The organism is Nitratireductor sp. GCM10026969 (assembly GCF_042660605.1).
Classification (GTDB): domain Bacteria; phylum Pseudomonadota; class Alphaproteobacteria; order Rhizobiales; family Rhizobiaceae; genus Chelativorans.
The window spans coordinates 1-19,708 of sequence record NZ_JBHSUM010000047.1; the positions used below are offsets into that span (position 1 = coordinate 1).

General features: G+C 64.8%; 16 protein-coding genes and 1 pseudogene. 11 read left to right on the forward strand and 6 right to left on the reverse strand.

Annotated features, from left to right (window positions below; genetic code table 11):
* The 5 genes from ACFP9U_RS11860 to ACFP9U_RS11880 form a co-directional block, all read left to right on the forward strand.
* A partial coding sequence (locus tag ACFP9U_RS11860; RefSeq protein ID WP_378621615.1) for a mandelate racemase/muconate lactonizing enzyme family protein occupies positions 1 to 922 on the forward strand: 922 nt, incomplete at its 5' end.
* A gap of 60 nt (positions 923 to 982) precedes the next feature.
* Positions 983 to 1,987 (forward strand): TAXI family TRAP transporter solute-binding subunit, encoded by a 1,005-nt coding sequence (locus ACFP9U_RS11865; protein ID WP_378621617.1) that lies wholly within the window; start codon positions 983 to 985, stop codon positions 1,985 to 1,987.
* 107 nt (positions 1,988 to 2,094) lie between these two features.
* Positions 2,095 to 3,105 (forward strand): TAXI family TRAP transporter solute-binding subunit, encoded by a 1,011-nt coding sequence (locus ACFP9U_RS11870; RefSeq protein WP_378621619.1) that lies wholly within the window; start codon positions 2,095 to 2,097, stop codon positions 3,103 to 3,105.
* 77 nt (positions 3,106 to 3,182) lie between these two features.
* Entirely contained in the window at positions 3,183 to 5,075 is a 1,893-nt protein-coding gene (locus ACFP9U_RS11875) for a TRAP transporter permease (protein ID WP_378621621.1), read from the forward strand.
* A 7-nt stretch (positions 5,076 to 5,082) separates the two neighbouring features.
* Entirely contained in the window at positions 5,083 to 6,534 is a 1,452-nt protein-coding gene (locus ACFP9U_RS11880) for an aldehyde dehydrogenase family protein (RefSeq protein ID WP_378621623.1), read from the forward strand.
* A 231-nt stretch (positions 6,535 to 6,765) separates the two neighbouring features.
* On the opposite strand, the pseudogene ACFP9U_RS11885 reads toward ACFP9U_RS11880, so the two are convergent.
* Positions 6,766 to 6,897: pseudogene (locus tag ACFP9U_RS11885) on the reverse strand (amino acid ABC transporter ATP-binding protein); the annotation flags it as partial.
* Between the two features lie 94 nt (positions 6,898 to 6,991).
* On the opposite strand from ACFP9U_RS11885, the gene ACFP9U_RS11890 reads away from it, so the two are divergent.
* From ACFP9U_RS11890 to ACFP9U_RS11910, 5 genes are read left to right on the forward strand one after another with little or no spacing between them, the layout of a single operon-like run.
* Complete coding sequence (locus ACFP9U_RS11890) at positions 6,992 to 8,038, forward strand: LacI family DNA-binding transcriptional regulator (RefSeq protein ID WP_378621625.1); 1,047 nt, start codon at positions 6,992 to 6,994, stop codon at positions 8,036 to 8,038.
* A gap of 58 nt (positions 8,039 to 8,096) precedes the next feature.
* Entirely contained in the window at positions 8,097 to 8,768 is a 672-nt protein-coding gene (locus ACFP9U_RS11895; protein ID WP_378621661.1) for an amino acid ABC transporter permease, read from the forward strand.
* A 10-nt stretch (positions 8,769 to 8,778) separates the two neighbouring features.
* Positions 8,779 to 9,435: an amino acid ABC transporter permease gene (locus ACFP9U_RS11900; RefSeq protein WP_378621628.1), complete on the forward strand. Its 657-nt coding sequence runs from the start codon at positions 8,779 to 8,781 to the stop codon at positions 9,433 to 9,435.
* Between the two features lie 28 nt (positions 9,436 to 9,463).
* A complete protein-coding gene (locus tag ACFP9U_RS11905; protein ID WP_378621630.1) occupies positions 9,464 to 10,264 on the forward strand; it encodes a transporter substrate-binding domain-containing protein in 801 nt (266 codons plus the stop codon).
* A gap of 32 nt (positions 10,265 to 10,296) precedes the next feature.
* Positions 10,297 to 11,070 carry an amino acid ABC transporter ATP-binding protein gene (locus ACFP9U_RS11910; RefSeq protein ID WP_378621632.1) on the forward strand — a complete coding sequence of 258 codons (774 nt, stop codon included), beginning with the start codon at positions 10,297 to 10,299 and terminating at the stop codon, positions 11,068 to 11,070.
* Between the two features lie 184 nt (positions 11,071 to 11,254).
* Here the strand turns inward: ACFP9U_RS11910 and argE are convergent, their stop codons facing one another.
* The 5 genes from argE to ACFP9U_RS11935 form a co-directional block, all read right to left on the reverse strand.
* On the reverse strand, positions 11,255 to 12,451 hold the full coding sequence (argE, locus tag ACFP9U_RS11915; RefSeq protein ID WP_378621634.1) for an acetylornithine deacetylase: 1,197 nt from the start codon (positions 12,449 to 12,451) through the stop codon (positions 11,255 to 11,257).
* Between the two features lie 25 nt (positions 12,452 to 12,476).
* Positions 12,477 to 14,546 carry an FAD-dependent oxidoreductase gene (locus ACFP9U_RS11920; RefSeq protein ID WP_378621636.1) on the reverse strand — a complete coding sequence of 690 codons (2,070 nt, stop codon included), beginning with the start codon at positions 14,544 to 14,546 and terminating at the stop codon, positions 12,477 to 12,479.
* 250 nt (positions 14,547 to 14,796) lie between these two features.
* The gene (locus ACFP9U_RS11925; RefSeq protein WP_378621638.1) at positions 14,797 to 15,732 is read right to left on the reverse strand and encodes a LysR substrate-binding domain-containing protein; all 936 of its coding nucleotides are present in this window, start codon (positions 15,730 to 15,732) and stop codon (positions 14,797 to 14,799) included.
* A gap of 32 nt (positions 15,733 to 15,764) precedes the next feature.
* Positions 15,765 to 17,273, reverse strand: coding sequence for an aldehyde dehydrogenase (locus ACFP9U_RS11930; protein WP_378621640.1), 1,509 nt, complete (start codon positions 17,271 to 17,273; stop codon positions 15,765 to 15,767).
* Between the two features lie 182 nt (positions 17,274 to 17,455).
* Entirely contained in the window at positions 17,456 to 18,586 is a 1,131-nt protein-coding gene (locus ACFP9U_RS11935; RefSeq protein WP_378621642.1) for a branched-chain amino acid ABC transporter substrate-binding protein, read from the reverse strand.
* Positions 18,587 to 18,779: 193 nt separating this feature from the next.
* Between ACFP9U_RS11935 and ACFP9U_RS11940 the strand changes: the two genes are divergently transcribed.
* Positions 18,780 to 19,697: a branched-chain amino acid ABC transporter permease gene (locus ACFP9U_RS11940; protein ID WP_322453402.1), complete on the forward strand. Its 918-nt coding sequence runs from the start codon at positions 18,780 to 18,782 to the stop codon at positions 19,695 to 19,697.
* Positions 19,698 to 19,708: the final 11 nt, after the last annotated feature.

The window sequence follows — 19,708 nt, forward strand, 5'->3', positions numbered from 1 at the left end:
CGCCTGCGACGCGGTCGCGTTGAACGCCCGCATGGCGCGGGCCGCGCAACTGACACAGGGCAGCGGTGCCGCCGCCGCGTTGGCGATCAGCGGCATCGACATTGCGCTGTGGGACCTTCGGGCTAAAGCAGTCAACTGGCCACTCTGCCGCCTTCTCGGCGGGGCGCCGAAACCGGTCGTGGCCTATGCGGGCGGCCTCGCCCTGTGCTGGGAGGAGCCTGCGGCGCTGGTCGAAGAGGCGAGAGGTCTCGTCGCGGAGGGCTACCGCGCGGTCAAGCAACGCATCGGGCAGGATGTGGCGCGGGATGCCGGGCGCCTGCGCGCCCTGCGCGAGGCGCTTGGCCCTGATATCACCATCCTGGCCGATGCGAATTCGCTCTACCGCATGGACGACGTGCGGCGGATCATGCCCATGCTCGGCGAATGTGCCGTCGGCTGGTTGGAAGAACCCTTCATGCCTCAGGAATCGCGGCTCTACCGCGATGCGGCGGCGCTGGCGACGGTGCCGCTGGCGGCGGGAGAGAACCTCTTCACCCGGCAGGAATTCCGCCGCCTTATCGAAGACGGCGCCGTCTGCGAGATACAGCCCGACCTGTCGAAGGCGGGCGGGCTCACCGAGTGCCTGCGCATCGCGGGCTTGGCGCTGGCCAATGGGCTGATCGTGCACCCCCACGCCTCGATGTCCGCGCTCAACGCCGCGGCCACGCTGCATCTGCTCAGCGCGGTCGAAAACGGCGGCTTTCTGGAGGCCGACGTCTCGCGCTACAACCCGCTTCGCGACGACCTCGTCAGCGGGGCGCCCGTCATCGGCGCGGACGGAACCTTCCGCGCCACCGAAGCACCCGGGCTGGGTGTCGAGGTCAATGAAGAATTCATTCGGGAACATCCGCCAATCACCGGCTCCGCCTATCGGCGGGCCTGACGGCGGCCGGGCCGCCTGCCGACGCGGCCGGATTTGTCGGCGACAGAAGGAGGAGGAAACATGAAAGCCACCATTCATTCCATCATCGCCGGGACCGTCGCGGCAGCGGCTTCACTGGTGACCCTGCCCGCGGCGGCGCAGGACGAGCCGGTAAACCTCACCATGGCGTCGTTCAACGTGGGCGGCAGCTGGTACATCTACGCGACAGCAATCGCCGGCGTGGCGCAGGGTGCGCTCTCCGAGGGCTCCACCGTCGAGGTGCTGCCTTACCAGGGCGGCGTCGGCAACCCGATCCTCGTGAACCGGGGCGAGGCCGACATGGGCCTGAGCTTTTCGGCCCTGTCGAACTGGGCCTACAAGGGCACCGTGGTTTTCGACGAGCCGCATGAGAACGTCCGCGCGCTGGTCGGCGGCCTGAACAACCCGCACCGCCTCGGCATCGTCGTGCGCACCGACGCCGGCATCGATAGCCTCGATGACGTGGCCGAGGTGCCGACCCGCCTTGTCACGGTGCAGCGCGGCGGCGCGGGCGAGGCTCTGGCGCGGATGGCGCTCGACGCCTATGGGCTGGACTATTCCGACATCGAGGCCGCGGGCGGTCGTGTGACCCACGTGGATCTGCCGGTTGCGATCCAGCAGATGCGCGACGGACAGGCCGACATGTTCATCCACAACATCGGCTATCGTCAGCCCGACGTGATGGAACTGGCCCTCGGCGGCGACGTGACCTTCATTGCGCTCGGCGAAGGAGAGATGAACACGTTGGCCGAGGAATACGGGCTCCAGCCGGGCCTCGCGATCAGCCCCGGCGAGTTCGAGGGCGTCACCGAGGACGTGCCGTCGGTCGGCTATCCCACCGGTGTCATCGTGAACGCCGAAATGCCGGACGACGTGGCCTATGCGATCACCCGCGCCATCGTCGAAAATGCCGATACGATCCGTGCGGCCCACGCGAGCCTCGCCGACTTCGATCCTGAAGTTGCGGGCGAGCCCCTGCGCAATGGCGGCGTGCCGCTGCATCCAGGCGCCGAGCGGTTCTATCGCGAACAGGGCTGGCTGGACTGAGCCACGCCGCCCCTATCGCATGGCGCGGGCGGGACAAGCCGTGCAGGACACCCGACGGTCCAAGGCCGGTCATGGCCGGCCACGGCTCAAAGGGAGGGAGAGACGACATGAGACGTGATTTCCTGAAAGGCGCGCTGGCCACCCTTGCGGCCCCGGCGCTGGCAACCCCGTTCACCCGCACGGCTACTTCGCAGGTGACCGAACCCGTGAACCTCAGCTTCGCCACCTTCAACGTGGGATCGAGCTGGTATGTCTACGGCACGGCGCTGTCCGGCCCGATGCAGGACGCCTTGCCCCGGGGCTCCAGCATCGAGGTGCTGGCCTATCAGGGCGGCATCGGCAATCCGATCCTCGTTAACCGCGGCGACGCGCAGCTTGGCCTGAGCTTTTCGGCACTCTCGAACTGGGCCGCCAAGGGGATCATCGCCTTCGACGAGCCGCTGACCGAGATCCGTGCACTGATCGGCGACATCGCCACGCCGCACCGGCTCGGCATCGTCGTGCGCCGCGATGCCGGGATCGAAAGCGTCGGCGACGCCGCCGATATGCCGATCCGCCTCGTTACCACCGCCCGCGGCTCGGCCGGCGAGGCGCTGGCCCGGCTGTCGCTGGAAAGCTACGGGCTGACCTACGAGGACGTGACCGCCGCCGGCGGGCGCGTGACCCACATCGACCTTCCCGTGGCGATCCAGCAGATGCGCGACGGGCAAGCCGACATGCTGATCCACAATGTGGGCTACCGCCACCCGGCGGTGCTGGAACTGTCGCTGGGCGGTGGCGTCACCTTCATCGGATTGGGCGAGGAGCAGATGGCCTACATCGCGGAAAACTACGGGCTCCAGCCCGGCCTGTCGATCCCGGCGGACGAATTCGAGGGCGTTGCGGCCGATATTCCGAGCGTGGGCTATCCCACCTCGGTGATCGTCAATGCCTCGGTGCCCGAGGCGGTGGCCCATGCCATTACCCGCGCGGTGTGCAAGAACCCCGAGGCACTGCACGCGGCGCATCCGGGCCTAGCCTCGTTCGACCCCGTAAACGCGGCCGACCCGCTGCGCAATGGCAACGTTCCGCTGCACCCCGGCGCAGAACGCTATTACCGCGAGGCAGGGTTGCTCTAGGCGACCGCACTCCGCCCCCTTACCGGCGGCGAATGCCCAAAAGGCACATCGCCATCGGTCGTGCGAGAGAGACACACATGATCGCGTCCACTCACCTTGCCATCCGGGTCATTGCCGTCGGCATCACGGCCCTCCAGCTCTATTCGGTCTTCGTCGCTCCGCTTCCCCTGCACATGCACTACGCATTGTTCCTGGCGGCGGTGCTTGTCCTGGTCTTCGGCAAGGACCTGCCCGAGCGTCCGCGGCTGGCGCAAGCGATCGACCTTTTGCTGATCGCCGTCACCATCGCCTGGGCCGCCTATATCGTGGCCAACCACGACCGCTTCATCACCCGGATCGCCTTCGTCGACCGGCCGACGATGTGGGACATGATCATGGGCACAGCCCTGATCGCGACACTGATGGAGGCCACGCGCCGGGTGGCGGGATGGGGGCTCTTCGTCATCGCGGGGATCTTCATCCTCTACGGGTTCTTCGGCTATATCCTTCCCTCCTCGATCGGACATTCGGGGCTCGGCCTGTCGCGCTTCATCGACATCCAGGTGCTGTCCAACAACGGCATCTTCGGCATCCCGATCGGGGCCGTGGTGTCCTATATCTTCTACTTCATCCTCTTCGCCACGTTCCTGGAGCTCTCGGGCGGGGGCCAGCTCTTCATCGACCTCGCCTTCTTCGCCACCGGCCGCACCCGCGGCGGTCCGGCCAAAAGCGCCGTCATCGCCTCGGGGCTGATGGGCTCGATCAACGGCTCGGCGGTGGCGAATGTGGTCGGCACCGGCACCTTCACCATCCCGCTGATGCGCCGCTTCGGCTACAAGCCCACCTTCGCCGCGGCGGTCGAGGCCGCCTCTTCGACCGGCGGGCAGCTGATGCCGCCGATCATGGGAGCCGCGGCTTTCGTCATGGTTGAATTGACCGGGCTCGACTATGTGACGATCCTTACCGGCGCGGCGATCCCGGCGGTGCTCTACTATCTTGCCATCCTCTTCGCCGTGGACCTGACGGCAAAGAAGGACGGGCTCAGCGGCCTGCCCGCGAAAGAGCTTCCCGACATCGGGACCGGCCTCACGCGCCGCATCCACCTTCTCCTACCGCTGGTCGTGCTGGTCTATCTCATGGTCTCCGGCCGGTCGCTGATGATGGCGGCGATCTACGCCTTCCTCGCCGCGATCGCCGTCAGCTTCGTGCGCAAGGAGACCCGCATCAAGGCGATGGACATGCTGCGCGGGCTGGAACAGACGGCCTATGCGATCCTGATCGTCGCCGTGCCCTGTGCCACGGCGGGCCTGATCATCGGCATCATCGTGCAGACGGGCATCGGCCTGAAGTTCACCGATTTCATCCTGTCGCTGGCCTCGGGCTCGCTGCTTTTGTCGCTGATCGCGGTGATGGTGGCCTGCATCATTCTCGGCATGGGCATGCCCACCGTCTCGGCCTATATCATGGTGGCGATCCTGATGGCGCCCGCGCTGATGCAGCTCGACCTCTACGTTCTGTCGGTGCATCTCTTCATCTTCTACTTCGCGCTGCTCAGCTTCGTGACACCACCCGTTGCGCTCGCCTCCTACGCGGCGGCGGCGCTGGCGCGGACCAGCGCGACCGCCACCGGGGTGCACGCCTTCAAGCTGACGCTGCCGGGTTTCCTGATCCCCTTCGCCTTTGCCTACAATCCCGCGCTGGTGATGAACGGTGCCTGGCATGAGGTGATCTGGGTGACAACCAGCTGCGCCATCGGAGTCTATGCCATCGCGGGAACCGTCGTGGGCATGCACCTGCGCCGCTCGACGGGGCTGGAACGGGCCGTCGCATTCGGCGCGGCGCTCCTTCTGATCACGCCCGAGCATCTGACGGACCTCATCGGTCTGGCGGTCTTCGCCGCATTGATGTTCTGGCAGCAGCGCCGTCCGGAAGACGCGCCTGTGGCCGGGAACGAGCCGCTCCAGAACCCTGAACTTCAACATGGGGAGTAATCGAGTCATGACCGGCTTTGCCGCCCTTCACGCCATCGGCAAGACGCGTTCGGATGCGGGGGATCCCGCCGCCTCCATCAACCCGGCGACGGGCGAGGAGGTGGGACGCTTCCCGGCTGGCGGAAAGGCCGAGGCGGAGGCCGCCATCGCCGCCGCGCGCCGCGCCTTCGACACGACGCTCTGGCCGCGGGCCCCGCGCGAGCGGCAGATGGCGCTGCTGCGGTGGGCCGATGCGATGGAGCGTGACCTGCCGCAGCTGGCGGAGCTGTTGACGCTGACGAACGGCAAGCCTCTCGCCCATTCGAAGGGCGAGATGGCGGGCGCGATTTCCGAGGTGCGTTACTACGCGGGTCTGACCCGGCACAATCCGGGCCATGCGATGGAAGTGGCGCCGGGCGAGATCTCGGTCATGCTGCGCGAGCCCATCGGGGTGGCAGGGCTGATCGTCCCGTGGAACGCGCCTGCGGTGCTGCTGGTCCGTTCGCTGGCCCCTGCACTGGCGGTGGGCTGCAGCACGGTGACGAAAGCGGCCCCGCAGACCGCGCTCTTCACTGCGGCGTGCATGGCGCCGCTGATCGACGACCCCGAAGTTCCCGCCGGCGTCGTGAATCTCGTCCTGGAGACCGGGCACGAAGTAGCCGAAACGCTCGTCGCCTCGCCGGACGTGGACGTGATCAGCTTCACCGGGTCGAACCTCGTGGGGCAGCGGATCATGGCGGCAGCCGCGCCGACCATGAAGAAGCTGTCGCTGGAACTGGGCGGCAAGTCCTGCTGTCTCGTGCTCGACGATGCGGATATGGAAGCCATCGCACCGAAGCTTGCCGCCGCCGCGACAATCATCTCGGGCCAGCAATGCACGGCCGCGCGGCGGGTCCTGGTCCATGAAAGCCGCTATGCGGAGGCGAAGGCCGCCCTGGCCCAAGCGCTGTCCGGCATCCGCATCGGCAACGGGATGGACGCCGGGACCGCGATGGGGCCGCTGATCGATGCACGATCGTGCGATGCCGTGTGGCGCGAGATCGAGGCCGCCTTCGAGGCGGCCGACGAGGTGGTGCTCAGGGGCGAGCGCATGCCCGGCCCCGACGGCAGCGCCTTCATGTCGCCTTCGCTCGTCGCCACGCGCGACGATAACGCCGGTTTCGTGCAGGAGGAGATCTTCGGCCCCCTTCTGGTGATCGAACCCTTCGCCGACGAGGCCGAGGCTATCGCCAAGGCCAACAACACGCTCTACGGCCTTTCGGCCTCTGTCTGGACGAACCGCGCCGACGTCGCCTGGCGGCTTGCGCGCGCGCTGCGTGACGGCACCGTCTGGATCAACGACCACAACAAGCTCTTCGCCGAGGCCGAGACCGGCGGCTACCGCCGTTCGGGCATCGGACGGTTGCACGGTTACGACGCGCTGATGGATTTCTGCGAGCTGAAGCATGTCTACCAGAATGTCGGCGTCGTCGGCGGTTGAGAGACGGAGCCGGCGCGGAAGATTGCGAGAAGATGCAAGGCGATCGCCGGCGGAATCGGAACGATTGCCGCTTCGGCAAGAGCGCCGCGAACGCAAGCGAAACCCGTACGATGCCGGGATCGGCGGATGTCTCGATCACCCGCTCCGGAACAGCTTGGGCCCCCGCTTGCCACAGGCGATGTTCGCGAAGCTTCCTGGTGTCGTTGCCGGTCACGTAGCACTGGTGATTGCCTCATCGACGCGGCCCTGATGCATGAAGAGGACGCGGCTGCACACGTCGCGGGCGAACTTCATCCGGTGGGTGAGCATGAGGAGGGTCATGCCTTCGTCGGCCAGCCCGCGCAGGGCGGTCAGGACTTCAGCCGATACGGAATGCTGCCTTTACCCTCGCGTACCCGGGCTTTAATCTTGGATCGATCTAATGTGCCGGAGCGGCGGTTTGGGAAAAAAGGAAAGCGTGAAGGGGAAGGCGGCCAAGCAGGCCACGCTGCTCGATGTCGCCCAGAAGGCGGGCGTGTCGCGCGCGACGGCTTCGCTGGTGGTGCGAAAAAGCCCCCTGGTCAGCGAGACCACCCGGGTCATCGTCGAAGAGGCCATGGAAGAACTCGGCTATGTCTATAATCTCAGCGCCGCCCGCCTGCGCGCGGCGCGCAGCCGCACCGTCGGCGCAATCGTGCCGAATCTCACCAACCCGTTCTTCTCGATCATGCTCTCCGGCATGGAAAGCGTGCTCGAAGCGGCGGGGCTGGTCGTCATCCTGGCCAATTCGAGCGAAGACATCCACAAGCAGGCCGCTTTCATCAGGCGCATGCGCGAACACGCCGTCGATGGCCTGATCATCTGTCCCGCCAAGGGGACGACCACAGAGCAGATCCGCAATATACAGGACTGGAACCTGCCGGTGGTGCAGGCCCTGCGCGTCGTTGCCGATACGCGGACGGACTACAGCGGCATCGATTATCGCGGCGGAATGGCCGCGGCGACGCGCCGCCTGATCGCCCTCGGGCACAGGCAAATCGGGTTCGTGAGCATCGAAGGGCACCATTCCGCCGAGGCCGCAAGGCTGGAGGGGTTTCGTAGTGCGCTCGCGGAGAACGGCCTGGCACCGGCCTTCATCGTCGAATGCGAGACAAATTCGCAGGCAGCGCGTGCGCTCGCGCCGGCGCTTCTCCAGTTGCCAAATCCGGCTTCCGCCATAGCTTGCTTCAACGATGTGATCGGCCTTGGCCTCCACCGGGGTCTGGTGGATCTCGGGGTCAGAATCGGCAAGGAGGTCTCTTTGTTCGGCTTCGATGATGTTCCGGAAGCGGATCTTGTCTCGCCGGGGCTGTCCTCGGTTTCCACGGATCCCCACGGTGTCGGCGAGCGCGCCGCGCGGCTGCTGCTGCGCCGCATTGCGGAGCCCGACACGCCGGCGGAAGCGGTCATCGCGCCGACCAGCATCGTCGAACGCCCGTCGATCGGACCTGCCGCTTCCTTGACGACCAGCGGCAGGAGGGATTAGATCGATCTAACGGGCCGGAGGTTTTACGGCACTCGCGCCCGCGTCAGGGAGGATCAAGCTGGACTATCGGTTCAAATTTGCGCCTGTGCTCGAAAATTTCGACCAGCTTCTGGCCGGGGCGCTGGTGACGATCGAGCTGACCTTCGGTGCCATCATCCTCGGCACGCTGATCGCGATTCCCTGCGCGGCGGGCAAGTCGGCAGGGCCGCGGCCCGTGCGGTGGCTGGTCAATGCCTATGTGGAACTGATCCGCAACACGCCCTTCCTGGTACAGATATTCTTCATCTTCTTTGCGCTGCCGCGGCTTGGCCTGCGCCTTGATCCCAATACCGCGGCCCTGACGGCGCTGACCGTCAATGTCGGCGCCTATGCGACGGAGATCGTGCGGGCAGGCATCGAATCCATCCAGCGTGGGCAGCTCGAAGCCGGCACCGCGCTCGGCCTCTCACGCTTGCAGATTTTCCGCTACATCGTCCTGAAGCCGGCAATGCGGACCATCTATCCGGCGCTCACCAGCCAGTTCATCTATCTGATGCTGACATCGAGCGTCGTGTCGGTCATTTCGGCGACCGACCTTGCGGCGGCCGGCAACACGATCCAGTCCCAGACATTCGCCGCTTTCGAGGTGTATCTGGTCATCACCCTCATGTACCTCATCCTTTCGCTCGGCTTTTCGGCGCTGTTCTCGTCGGTTCAGCGTGCCCTCTTCAATTATCCCCTGGCACGGTAGGCACCGAGCGATGATACGCAGCTTCGGGATAAACGAGTTCTGGTTCATCGTCCTGGCAGTGCAATGGACGCTGGCGCTGTCGGCGGTGGCCTTCGCAGGCGGCGCGGTGGGCGGCCTGTTGATCGCGTTAGCGCGTGTCTCGCGCCTCGGCATCCTACGTTATCCGGCTCTCGGTTATATCCGCCTTTTCCAAGGCACACCGCTGCTGATGCAGCTCTTCCTCGTCTTCTTCGGTCTCAACATCCTCGGCGTTTCCGTCGATCCCTGGATTGCCGCATCGATTGCCCTGACGCTCCATGCAAGCGCCTTTTTGGGCGAGATATGGCGCGGCTGCATCGATGCGGTGCCGGGCGGGCAAATGGAAGCCTCCTGGGCGCTCGGCCTGAAATATTACGACCGGATGCGCCACGTCGTCCTGCCACAGGCGGCCAAGATTTCGGTGGCGCCCACGGTGGGCTTCCTGGTCCAGCTGATCAAGGGCACCTCGCTCGCTTCGATCATCGGCTTCGTCGAGCTGACGCGCGCCGGCCAGATCGTCAACAATGCCACATTCGCGCCCTTCACCGTCTTCGGCCTGGTCGCGATTCTCTATTTCATCCTGTGCTGGCCGCTATCGCTGCTGGCACGCAATCTCGAGCGGCGTTTCGCTGTGGCGACTCGACGTTGACGAGCTTCACCAAGGGAAGGAGGACACCATGCGTTTTTTAAACAGGGTAATCGGACTGGCCGCCGTGGCGGCTGTAGCGCTCGGTCTCGCCACAATTGCCGCCGGGGCCCAGACACCGGAGGAGATCCAGTCGCGCGGCACCATCAATATCGGCATGCTGGTGGATTTTCCGCCATTCGGCTACCTCGATGAGCAGGGCCAGCCGGCCGGCTATGACGCCGAGGTGGCGCGGCTTCTGGCGGAGGATATGGGTGTGGATCTCAACATCGTGCAGGTGACGGGACCCAACCGCATCCCCTATCTCCTGTCGGGGCAGGTGGATATCCTGGTCGCTTCTCTTGGCATCACGCCCGAGCGTGCCGAGCAGGTCGATTTTTCCGACCCCTATGCGGGCATCGAGATCTTCGTCTATGGCGATGCAGACCTGGAGGTGAACGACGCGGAGGATCTGGCCAACCAGGACATCGCCGTGGCCCGCGCTTCGACGCAGGACACCGCGATCACTGAAATTGCCCCCGACAGCGCCAACATCCAGCGTTTCGATGACGATGCCAGCGCGGTCCAGGCGCTCCTGTCTGGCCAGGTGCCACTGATGGGCGCTTCCAACGTCGTCGTCGCCCAGCTCAACGAACGTGCGCCCGGCGAATACGATATGAAGTTTTCGCTGAGCAAGCAGAGCCAGGGCATCGCCACGCGCCCCGACCAGGACGAACTGATGGCCTATATCAACGATTTCCTGCAGCGTAAGAAGGAAAGCGACGAGCTGAATGCGCTTCATGAGGAATGGGTCGGTGGGCCGCTGCCCGAGTTCGTAGGCGAGACCCAGTAGAAACCGAGCCACGGCATGCCGGAGATGACGTGATGACGCGACAGGATTCACCTCGGAGCGCCGACCCCGGCACGCCCGCCATCCGCATGGAAGATGTCGACAAGTGGTTCGGCAAGTTCCAGGCACTGAATAAGATCAACCTCGAGGTGGCCCGCGGCGACAGGATCGTCGTCTGCGGGCCGTCGGGGTCCGGCAAGTCGACACTCATCCGCTGTATCAATCAGCTCGAAACGGTGCAGGGCGGCAGGATCTTCGTCGATGGCATCGAGCTGACGGCGGGACCGAAGAACGTGGAGAAGGTCCGGCGTGACGTCGGCATGGTCTTCCAGCAGTTCAATCTCTTTCCGCACATGACGGTGCTGCAGAACTGCATGCTTGCACCCATGAAGGTGCGCGGCGCCTCGCGCGCCGAAGCCGAAGAAAGCGCGCGCCGATACCTCGCCCGCGTCAAGATTCCCGAGCAGGCAGACAAATATCCCGCCCAGCTATCGGGCGGCCAACAGCAGCGCGTGGCGATCGCCCGCGCCTTGTGCATGAATCCGAAGGTCATGCTGTTCGACGAGCCGACCTCGGCGCTCGATCCGGAGATGGTTCAGGAAGTGCTCGACACCATGATCGACCTCGCCCAGGAGGGAATGACCATGGTCGTCGTGACCCATGAGATGGGGTTTGCGCGGAAGGTGGCCGACCGGGTGGTGTTCATGGATGCCGGCGAGATCGTCGAAGCCGGCGAGCCCGAAAGCTTCTTTTCAAATCCGCGACACAAGCGCACGAAAACCTTTCTGGGCCAGATCAGCGCGGCCTGAGCGGTCATCGGATGCGAGCCCGGCGCATCATTGCGCGGCAAGCTCCGGAACGGCAGTGACGGATAAACCATTAGCGAAATATCGCCCCATGGAGAGCGCCGCCGGCATAACTCACGCGCAGGCGAGCCGTGGTACCGACTTCCCCGGCTCTACCATATGCCGACCCTTTTCCTGACGCGGGGCGCTATCCGGCATACCGCGCTGACCTGCTCGCGTCCAATTGCATCAGAAGCCGGTCCATCATCCGATCGCAGCTGGCGAGTTGCGCCATGGTGACGTACTCGTCGGGTTTGTGGCCCTGTCCTTCCATGTCGCCCGGCCCGCAGACGAGGGTAGGGATGCCGAGCTGCGCGAAATAGCCGGCCTCGGTGCCATAGGCGACCTTGATGGTCTCATGTGCGCCGCTCAGCACGGCGACGCGACGGGCCGCCTCGTGATCGGGGGCGATCTGGAAACCGGGATAGGCATTGGTGCGTTCGATCGCGATCTCCGCCGCCGCGCCCTGCGCGCGGAAGGGGCGCAGGATGCGGTCCGTTTCCTGCCGCAGCCGTGTCAGGAAGTCTTCCTGCGTATCGCCGGGGAGGTGGCGCAGTTCGAACTCGATCCGGGCATGGTCAGGCACGATGTTCAGCGCGGTTCCTCCCTGCATCCGCCCGGCATGCACCGTCGAATAGGGCACGTCATATCCCGGGTCCCGCGCAGCCGAATGCGCATAGTGATCCTGCAGCCGGCGCAGGGCCGTAATGAATTCGGCGGCCAGATGCAGCGCGTTGACATAGCGCGGCGCAAGCGAGGAGTGACCGGCGGTGCCGCGGCATGTGGCCTGCAACGCGATCTTGCCCTTGTGGCCGATGGCCGGCCGCATTGCTGTCGGCTCGCCGACGATGCACAGTTCGGGTTGCCAGCCGAGCGCCTCGTATCCCGGCAGCATCTGCCGGATGCCGACGCAGCCGACCTCTTCGTCGTAGGAGATCGCCAGCATCAATGGCCGCTCAGGCGGCGTTTTCGCCGCCCGTATTGCCAGCGACAGCATCGAGGCGAGATAGCCCTTCATATCCGTCGTGCCCCTGCCGTACAGCCTGTCGCTGTCGCGCGTCAGCCGAAACGGCGGGCGGATCCAGTTCTGACCCTCGACCGGCACCACATCGCTATGGGCCGACAGCATGACGCCGCCCGGCCCGTCGCTCCCCAGCCGCGCCATCAGCCCCGCCTTCCGTCCGGATGGATCGGGCAGACGGTGGGTCCGGAAACCGGCCTCGGTCAGATGCCGCTCGACGAAATCGATCAGGTCGAGATTGCTGTCGGCGCTGACCGTGGGGAAGGAGATCAGCCGTTCCAGCAGTTCGAGCGTGGCCGGATGCGGGGCGGTTGTCTTGGTCATGACGGCGAAAGCCCGACGAGGTGTGTCATTCGGCTGCCAACTTGGTGATCTCGCGCCGGAAGGGCAGCGCGTCACCGCTTGGCTCGCAATCCAGTTCGCGGGCATAGCGGTGGCCGGCGTAGATCGCCCAGGCGATCGGGCCGGCAGCCTCGGCATCGCCGAAGATCCTGATCGATCTGATGCCGGCATCGGCCCAGTTGTCCTGCCGGGAGAGCAGGTCCCGGTACAACTGATCGTTGCCGCTGCGCGAAGCCACCATCACCACCGCATCCGCCGGATACCGGCAGGTCTTGCCGGTATACACACAGTTGCTGACGACATGGTCGCTCGCGATCTCGGTGACGCCGCGATTCAGCACGATGTCTACGCCAAGCGCGTCCAGCCGGGCGTGGATCGTCCCCTGTTCCAGCGTGTTTCTGGTCCAGTCCGAAACATAGGCGGAGGGCGTGATCAGCGTGACCCTGGCGCCCTGCCGAACCAGCAGCTCGGCCAGAACACCGCCCATATAGTAATGGTCGTCATCGAAAATCACCACGTCGCCGCCGGGAACGTCGCCGTCCATCAGGTCGTCGGGGGTGTAGACGGTTGCGCCTTCGGCGATCTTCATCGGCACGACATGCTGGCGCGCAACGCCGTCACGGCGCCAGGTCGCGCCGGTGGCGATGGCGACGTTCTGAAAGCCGAATTCCATTATGTCTTCAGCGCTCAGCCGGCTGTCGAAATAGGTTTCGATATTGGGCTTCTGGCTGATCTGGTATTCGCGATATTCCAGCACCCGACCCCAAGCAGACAGCCCAGGCAGGCGACGCTCCCGCGCTACCCGTCCGCCCAACTCGGTGCCGGCTTCGGCGATCGCCACGTCATAGCCACGCTCGGCCAGCGCCCGTGCGGCCTCCAGCCCCGCGGGGCCCGACCCCACAATAAGAACGTTGTCGCTGTCGCCCTTTTCGTTCATGCGCTCCGGGTGCCAGCCCTTGCGCCATTCCTCCATGAAGGTGGGGTTCTGCGTGCAGCGGCTGATCGACATCGTCATGTCGCCGGTGATGCAGATGTTGCAGCCAATGCATTCGCGGATGTCCTCGACCCGGCCTTCCTCGACCTTCTTCGGCAGGAACGGATCGGCGATCGAGGGGCGCGCGCAGCCGATGAAATCCAGCGTGCCCGACTTGATCATCTTCACCATCACATCAGGCGAGGTGAAACGCCCGACGCCGACGACGGGCCTGTCGGAGAGTTCACGGATGCCGTGGACGAGTCGTTCCTGCGCGGCTTCCTCCTTGAAGCGCGAGGGGCCGGAGCAATCCTCCCATGTGCCGTGCGCAAGATCCCACAGATCAGGCAGATTGCGGTTCATCTCGATGAAGTCGCGCACCTCGGCGTTCGAGAAGCCAAGCTCGCCGATCGTCTCGTCAAGGCTGACGCGCAGGGTGATGCCCATCGTGTCGCCCACCGCGTCCCGGATGTCGGCGACCACCTCGTTGACGAAGCGGGCGCGGTTTTCCAGGCTGCCGCCATATTCGTCGCTCCGCTGATTGGTCGCGCGGCTGAGGAAATGCTGGAAGATCCCGAACCCATGCGCGCCGTAAAGGCAGATCAGGTCGAAACCCGCGGTCTTCGACCGCTCGGCCGCATTCACGAACCAGCGGCGCAGGTCGCGGATGTCCGATCTGGACAGCGCCCGCGCCTGCACCGGGTCGTTGGTGAAGGTGCGGATGGGCAGGGCCGACGGCGCCAAAGGCACCTCTTTCGTGTAGAGGTTGGGGCCGTTGATGCCTGAATAGGCGAGCTGGATCCCGGCCAGCGCCCCATGCGCTTTCATCTTCTCGGACATGCGGCGCAACTGGGGAATGTCCTTGTCCTCCCACAACCGCAACTCGATGAACGGCGTGATCTCGGACGTATGATGCATCTCGCACTGTTCGGTGAAGATGACACCCCAGCCGCCCTCGGCCTTGATGCCGCGCATCTCGGCAGCGGCCGAAGGATCGCGGTATCCGCCACCGTTGCAATGCGGCACCTGGTAGAACCGGTTCTTGGCCGTCACCGGGCCGATCTGCATCGGTTCGAACAGAACATCGTATCGAGGATCGCGCAATCCAGCCTCCCTTCCAATGCTCCGCCAGCATAGGAAGCGTGGGGCCGAAGGAAAGTCGTGATTGCGAAAGCTCCGCTTCGGCGCAGCCTAATCTCCGCGCGATTTCCGCGCCTTGTGCGCATGGACTCTGAAGGCCTCGTAAAGCCGCTTGCGAGCCGGTGGCCGATTAGAGTTCACGCCCTCACCGGGCGAGGGAAAGCAGCGGCTTTTCGTCGGGCGCGAAACCGTTCATCGGCCGGACATTCACGATTCATCTGACGACGCGTTCTGTACCGAAGACACCTTGCTCGAGGACGAAGCGACGGCAGTGATCGAGGAACGCCTGCACCGTCTGCGTGCGGTGCTCGGCGTTGGGCATCGCAACGCCCATGGTGAGCGGCCTCAAATCGCTCTCCAGCGACACGAATACCAGCGGTTTGCCGTCAGGCGACATGGTGTTGAGCGGCCGCATGTTGGCGATGCCGTAGCCGAAACCGTTCCCGACCATGGAGCGCATCACCGCTATGTCTCCGGTGCGTTCGGCGATGCTGGGCCTCAAGCCCCTCATTTGAAATGCCGAAAGGAAATATTCGCGGCTGTAGGGCAGGTCGAGCAGAACCATCGGTTCCTCGACAAGCTCTTCGGGAGTAATCCCCTTCTGCAGTGCCAGCCGGTGCCCCCCTGGCAGCATGACATAGGCCGGCAACTGCATCAGCGGCTCGAACATGATGTCATGCGACAGTTCCAGATCATAGGTGAGCGCCGCATCGATCTCGCCGCGTTGCAGCATCTCGAGCAATTGGCCCTGATTGCGCTCCACCTGCCTGACACGTACCTCCGGATAGGTGTCCTCGAACTTTCGGCGCAGCGCGGGAAGGACGATCTGTGCAAAGGTGAGCAGACAGCCTATCGCCAGCGGGCCCCGTACCTTTTCGGCGATGTCGCCGGCGATATCGTGAAGTGCGTCCGCATCGCCGAGCAAGCGCGCGGCTTCCTTGAAGAACACACGTCCGCCGGCCGTGAGCGACAGGCCGTGCGAATGCTTGCGAACGAAGAGCTGGATGCCGAACTCTTCCTCGAGCTGAGCGATCGACGCCGAGATGGACGGTGGAGAGACGTTGACCTGTTCGGCAGCCTTGGCTATCGAGCCAGCTTCGCCTACGGCAACGAAATATTCTAGTTGTCTGAGCGTAAAGCGAAGCGGCATGGAAGTCTATATTGCCGGTTTCAGCACCGCGATCAAGCGGTCGGCTCCCTTGAATACTTGATCCAGGTCGTCTTGTGGGCAGTGTATTTGTCGAACGAATGAAGCGAAAGGTCCCGGCCGAAGCCCGACTGCTTGAAACCGCCGAACGGGGTCATCGGGCTCAACGCGTCCACCGTGTTCACCGACACCGTTCCGACGCGCAGCCGGCTGGCGACGCGCTGGGCGCGAGACAGGCTGTCCGTCCAAAGCGACGCGGCCAGCCCGTAGATGCTGTCGTTGGCGATGCGCACCGCCTCCTCCTCCTCGTCGAAAGGGATCACGGCCAGTACGGGACCGAATATCTCCTCGCGAGCGAGCGCGTCGTCCGGCATCACGCCGTCGAATATGGTGGGCTGCACGTAGTTGCCCCGCCCGTTGACGGTGATCCGGTCCCCGCCGGCGACAAGGCGCGCTGTCTTCTTGCCCGCCTCCACGAAGCGCATGACATTGGCGGTGTGGCCGGCATCCACCATCGCTCCCATTTTCGAAGCCGGGTCGAGCGGATCTCCCGGTTGGGTCGCCGCTGCCCGCTCGGCCAGCTTTTCGAGCAGCGCATCCTTGACGCCGCGCTGCACCAGCAGCCGAGAATTGGCCGAGCACACCTCCCCCTGGTTGAAGAAGATGCCAAGCGCGGCCATGTCTGCCGCCGCATCCAGATCTGTACAGTCGGCGAACACCAGGTTGGGGCTCTTGCCGCCGGTCTCCAGCCACACCTGCTTCATGTTCGACTGGCCCGAATACTGCAGGAACATCTTGCCGACCGCCGTCGAGCCGGTGAAGGCCAGGCAATCCACTTCCATGTGCCGGCCAAGCGCCTGACCGGCGGTCTCGCCGAGACCCGGGACCACGTTGAGCACGCCCGCGGGCAGCCCCGCTTCCACGGCGAGTTCCGCGAGCCTCAATGCCGAGAACGGCGACTGCTCGGCCGGCTTGAGCACGACGGAATTGCCCGCCGCAAGCGCGGGGGCGCACTTCCACGTTGCCATGTCGAGGGGGAAGTTCCACGGCACTACCGCGCCGACAACGCCGAGCGGTTCGCGCCGCACCAGCACCAGATCTCCCTCGCCCGTGGGCGCGACCTCGCCATAGATCTTGTCGATGGCCTCCGCATACCACTGAAAGATCGCAGCCGCGCCCGGCACGTCGACGGTGGCTGCATCCTTGACCAGCTTGCCCATGTCCAGCGATTCCAGGAGCGCAAGCTCATGCAAATTTTCCCGCAGCAGTTCTGCAAGGCGCAGAAGCACCTGCTTACGATGGGCGGGCGCGGCCCGTGACCACGCTCCCGATTCGAAGCTGCGCCGCGCGGCGGCGACCGCGAGATTGACTTCCTCTTCGCCGCAGGAGGCGACTTCGGCAAGCGTTTCGCCGGTCGCCGGATTGATGCTGGCCAACGTCCTGCCCGAGGCTGATTCGACGAACCGGCCGTCGATAAACGCCTTGTCGCGGAAGCGGATCTGCGACGCCTTGGCGATCCAGTCTTTGTGGCCGAGTTCGCTCATTGATGGCTCCTGATGGCGTGATCATTCGTCGTGGCGAAAGGCGCAGCTTGGCGCATTGTTGGCCCGCCAACGGCGCGATCGGACACTTTCCATCCGATCGCACCGATGATCGACGAGCTGCCAGGACACGTCGCGGAAGGGACCCGCAGTTTTGCGCGGGAGCGGCGCGGCAGCGATCTGCCTTACATGTCGACCCATTCGCCGTCGCGAACGACGTGCAGGTCGATATTCACATCCATCTGGGTCTGGCCGTTCTCGTCGAAGGAGACCTCGCCGAGTATGCCCTCATGCTGGATGTCGCGGATCGCTTGGCTCAGCGCTGCCTTGTCCTCGATGCCCTTGTCCTCGATGATCGCGAGCAGGATCTGCGCGGCTTCATAGGCATATTTGGCATAGGAGCCCGCCGGCTCGGCGAAACCTTTGGCCTCATAGGCCTCCTCGAACGCCTCCAGCTTCGGGTTCGACTGGACCGACGGCGTGCCCACGACGGTGCCCTCGGCAGCCGCGCCGGCGATCTCGATGAATTTCGGGTCGTAGATTCCCGAAATGCCGTACATCGGCAACGAGCCCATGCCGAGGTCCGCCATCTGGCTGCGCACGAGTGCGGCTTCCGTCACCACGCCGCCGAAGTAGATCGCATCGGGCGAAGCCGCCTTGGCGGTCGTCAGCATCGCGCGGAAGTCCGTCGTGCCGACGGCCGCGGCGTCGGACGAGACGATCTCACCGCCGGCGGCGGTGAAGAATTCGGTGAACCATTTGGTGTTGGCCACGCCATAGTCCGTGGTGTCGGAGATGATCGCGATCTTCTTGACCTTGCCTTCCTCGATGATGGCGTCGGCAAGCGGCTTGTTTTCATTCACGAGCGTGGGCGTGACGCGCGTGACGTTGGGAAGGTTCTGCTCGGTGATCTTGGGACTGATCGCGCCCCAGACGATGAAGGGCATCTGGGCGCGGTTGAAGATGGGAATCGTCGCCAGCGCCACGGGGCTGTTCCAGTGCCCGGTCGCGGCCACGACCGCCGGATCGTTCACCAGCTTCTGGGCCGCCGACACGCCGACGCTCGGGTCGGAAGCATCGTCAAGGACCACGGCCTCGACCTCATGCGGATAGCCTTCCGCATTGGCCTGCTCGATGGCCAGCAGGAAGCCGTTGCGCGCACCGAGACCCTGCTGGGCGTTGCCGCCCGACAACGGGCCGATGAAGCCGAGCTTGATCTGGTCGGCCTGGGCCTGGGCTACACCCAGTGCCAGGGCGAACACAGAGCCGGCAATGATGGAGGATACGCTCTTGAGCGCCTTTCGCCTGGTTTGCATGGTTCCACCTCAAAGGATTGTCTGCCGCACCGAATGCGGTGCGCCGGTCGTTATCGCCGGTCAGGATGACCTTATTCCCCTGGGGGCGTGCGAGAAATTCGGAATTTGCTATCCGTGACTTCGGAGATTCATTATGTGCGCTCGCGGAGGTCGCTGGTAACTCTCCTGCCTCCACAACAAGAAGATGGACCGGATGGCGGAACTGCTTATCCAGCAATCGGTGAACTGGATTACCCTTGGCTCGATCTACGCCCTGCTCGCCATAGGGTTCAGTCTGATATTCGGCATTCTCAACGTCATTCATTTCTCCCACGGCGATGTGGCGATGACGGCGCCTTTCATCGCCCTGGCGGCGGCGCAGATCCTTGCCGCGAGCTTCGGGGCGTTCGCGCCGGCCTGGCTGGTGCTGGCGGTGATTGCGGCCGTGCTGGCCGTCGGTATGATCGGTGTGGTGCTCGACAGGGTGGTCATCCGCCGCTTTCGCGATGCGCCGGCGATGATGGCGCTGGTGGCAACCGTGGCGCTCGGCATCGTCATCCGCGAGCTCATCCGCCACCTCTATCCGCAAGGCTCCAATCCACACGCCTTTCCACGCCTGGTGTCAGGTGTGGCGTTCGATATTGCCGGGGTGCCGGTGAACTGGTTCGTGCTGTTGGTGGTCGGGACCACGGCGCTGCTGGTAGCGCTGTTGTTCGTCTTCCTGCGCATGACCCCGCTCGGCCTGCGCATCCGCGCCGCGTCCGAGGACCGCCTGGTGGCGCGCATGATGGGTATACGCGATCATCGCGTTTTTCAGGCGACCTTCTTCATTGCCTCGTCGATCGGCGCGATCGCGGGCCTGCTTTTCGCAAGCTATGCCGGCGTCACCCGCTTCGATTTCGGCGTGATGGCCGGTTTGCTCGGCTTCTCGGCCGCGGTCATCGGCGGGCTGGGCTCGATGCCGGGCGCCATCATCGGCGGTCTCGTCATCGCCGGCATCGAGGTACTGGCCCAAACCTTCGTAGAGGACGGCGCATCCTATCGGCTGGTCTTCGTTTTCGTCCTCGTCATCGTCGTGCTCGTCTTCCGCCCCGCCGGGCTGCTCGGTCGGACCACCATGGAGAAGGTGTAGAAATGGGAGGT

Excerpts from the sequence above, each read along its gene's own strand:
- ACFP9U_RS11930 (WP_378621640.1), bottom strand. The coding sequence starts at position 17,273 with ATGAGCGAACTCGGCCACAAAGACTGGATCGCCAAGGCGTCGCAGATC.
- ACFP9U_RS11865 (WP_378621617.1), top strand. The coding sequence starts at position 983 with ATGAAAGCCACCATTCATTCCATCATCGCCGGGACCGTCGCGGCAGCG.
- ACFP9U_RS11900 (WP_378621628.1), top strand. The coding sequence starts at position 8,779 with ATGATACGCAGCTTCGGGATAAACGAGTTCTGGTTCATCGTCCTGGCA.
- ACFP9U_RS11905 (WP_378621630.1), top strand. The coding sequence starts at position 9,464 with ATGCGTTTTTTAAACAGGGTAATCGGACTGGCCGCCGTGGCGGCTGTA.
- ACFP9U_RS11880 (WP_378621623.1), top strand. The coding sequence starts at position 5,083 with ATGACCGGCTTTGCCGCCCTTCACGCCATCGGCAAGACGCGTTCGGAT.
- ACFP9U_RS11870 (WP_378621619.1), top strand. The coding sequence starts at position 2,095 with ATGAGACGTGATTTCCTGAAAGGCGCGCTGGCCACCCTTGCGGCCCCG.
- ACFP9U_RS11875 (WP_378621621.1), top strand. The coding sequence starts at position 3,183 with ATGATCGCGTCCACTCACCTTGCCATCCGGGTCATTGCCGTCGGCATC.
- ACFP9U_RS11925 (WP_378621638.1), bottom strand. The coding sequence starts at position 15,732 with ATGCCGCTTCGCTTTACGCTCAGACAACTAGAATATTTCGTTGCCGTA.
- ACFP9U_RS11935 (WP_378621642.1), bottom strand. The coding sequence starts at position 18,586 with ATGCAAACCAGGCGAAAGGCGCTCAAGAGCGTATCCTCCATCATTGCC.
- ACFP9U_RS11940 (WP_322453402.1), top strand. The coding sequence starts at position 18,780 with ATGGCGGAACTGCTTATCCAGCAATCGGTGAACTGGATTACCCTTGGC.
- argE (WP_378621634.1), bottom strand. The coding sequence starts at position 12,451 with ATGACCAAGACAACCGCCCCGCATCCGGCCACGCTCGAACTGCTGGAA.
- ACFP9U_RS11910 (WP_378621632.1), top strand. The coding sequence starts at position 10,297 with ATGACGCGACAGGATTCACCTCGGAGCGCCGACCCCGGCACGCCCGCC.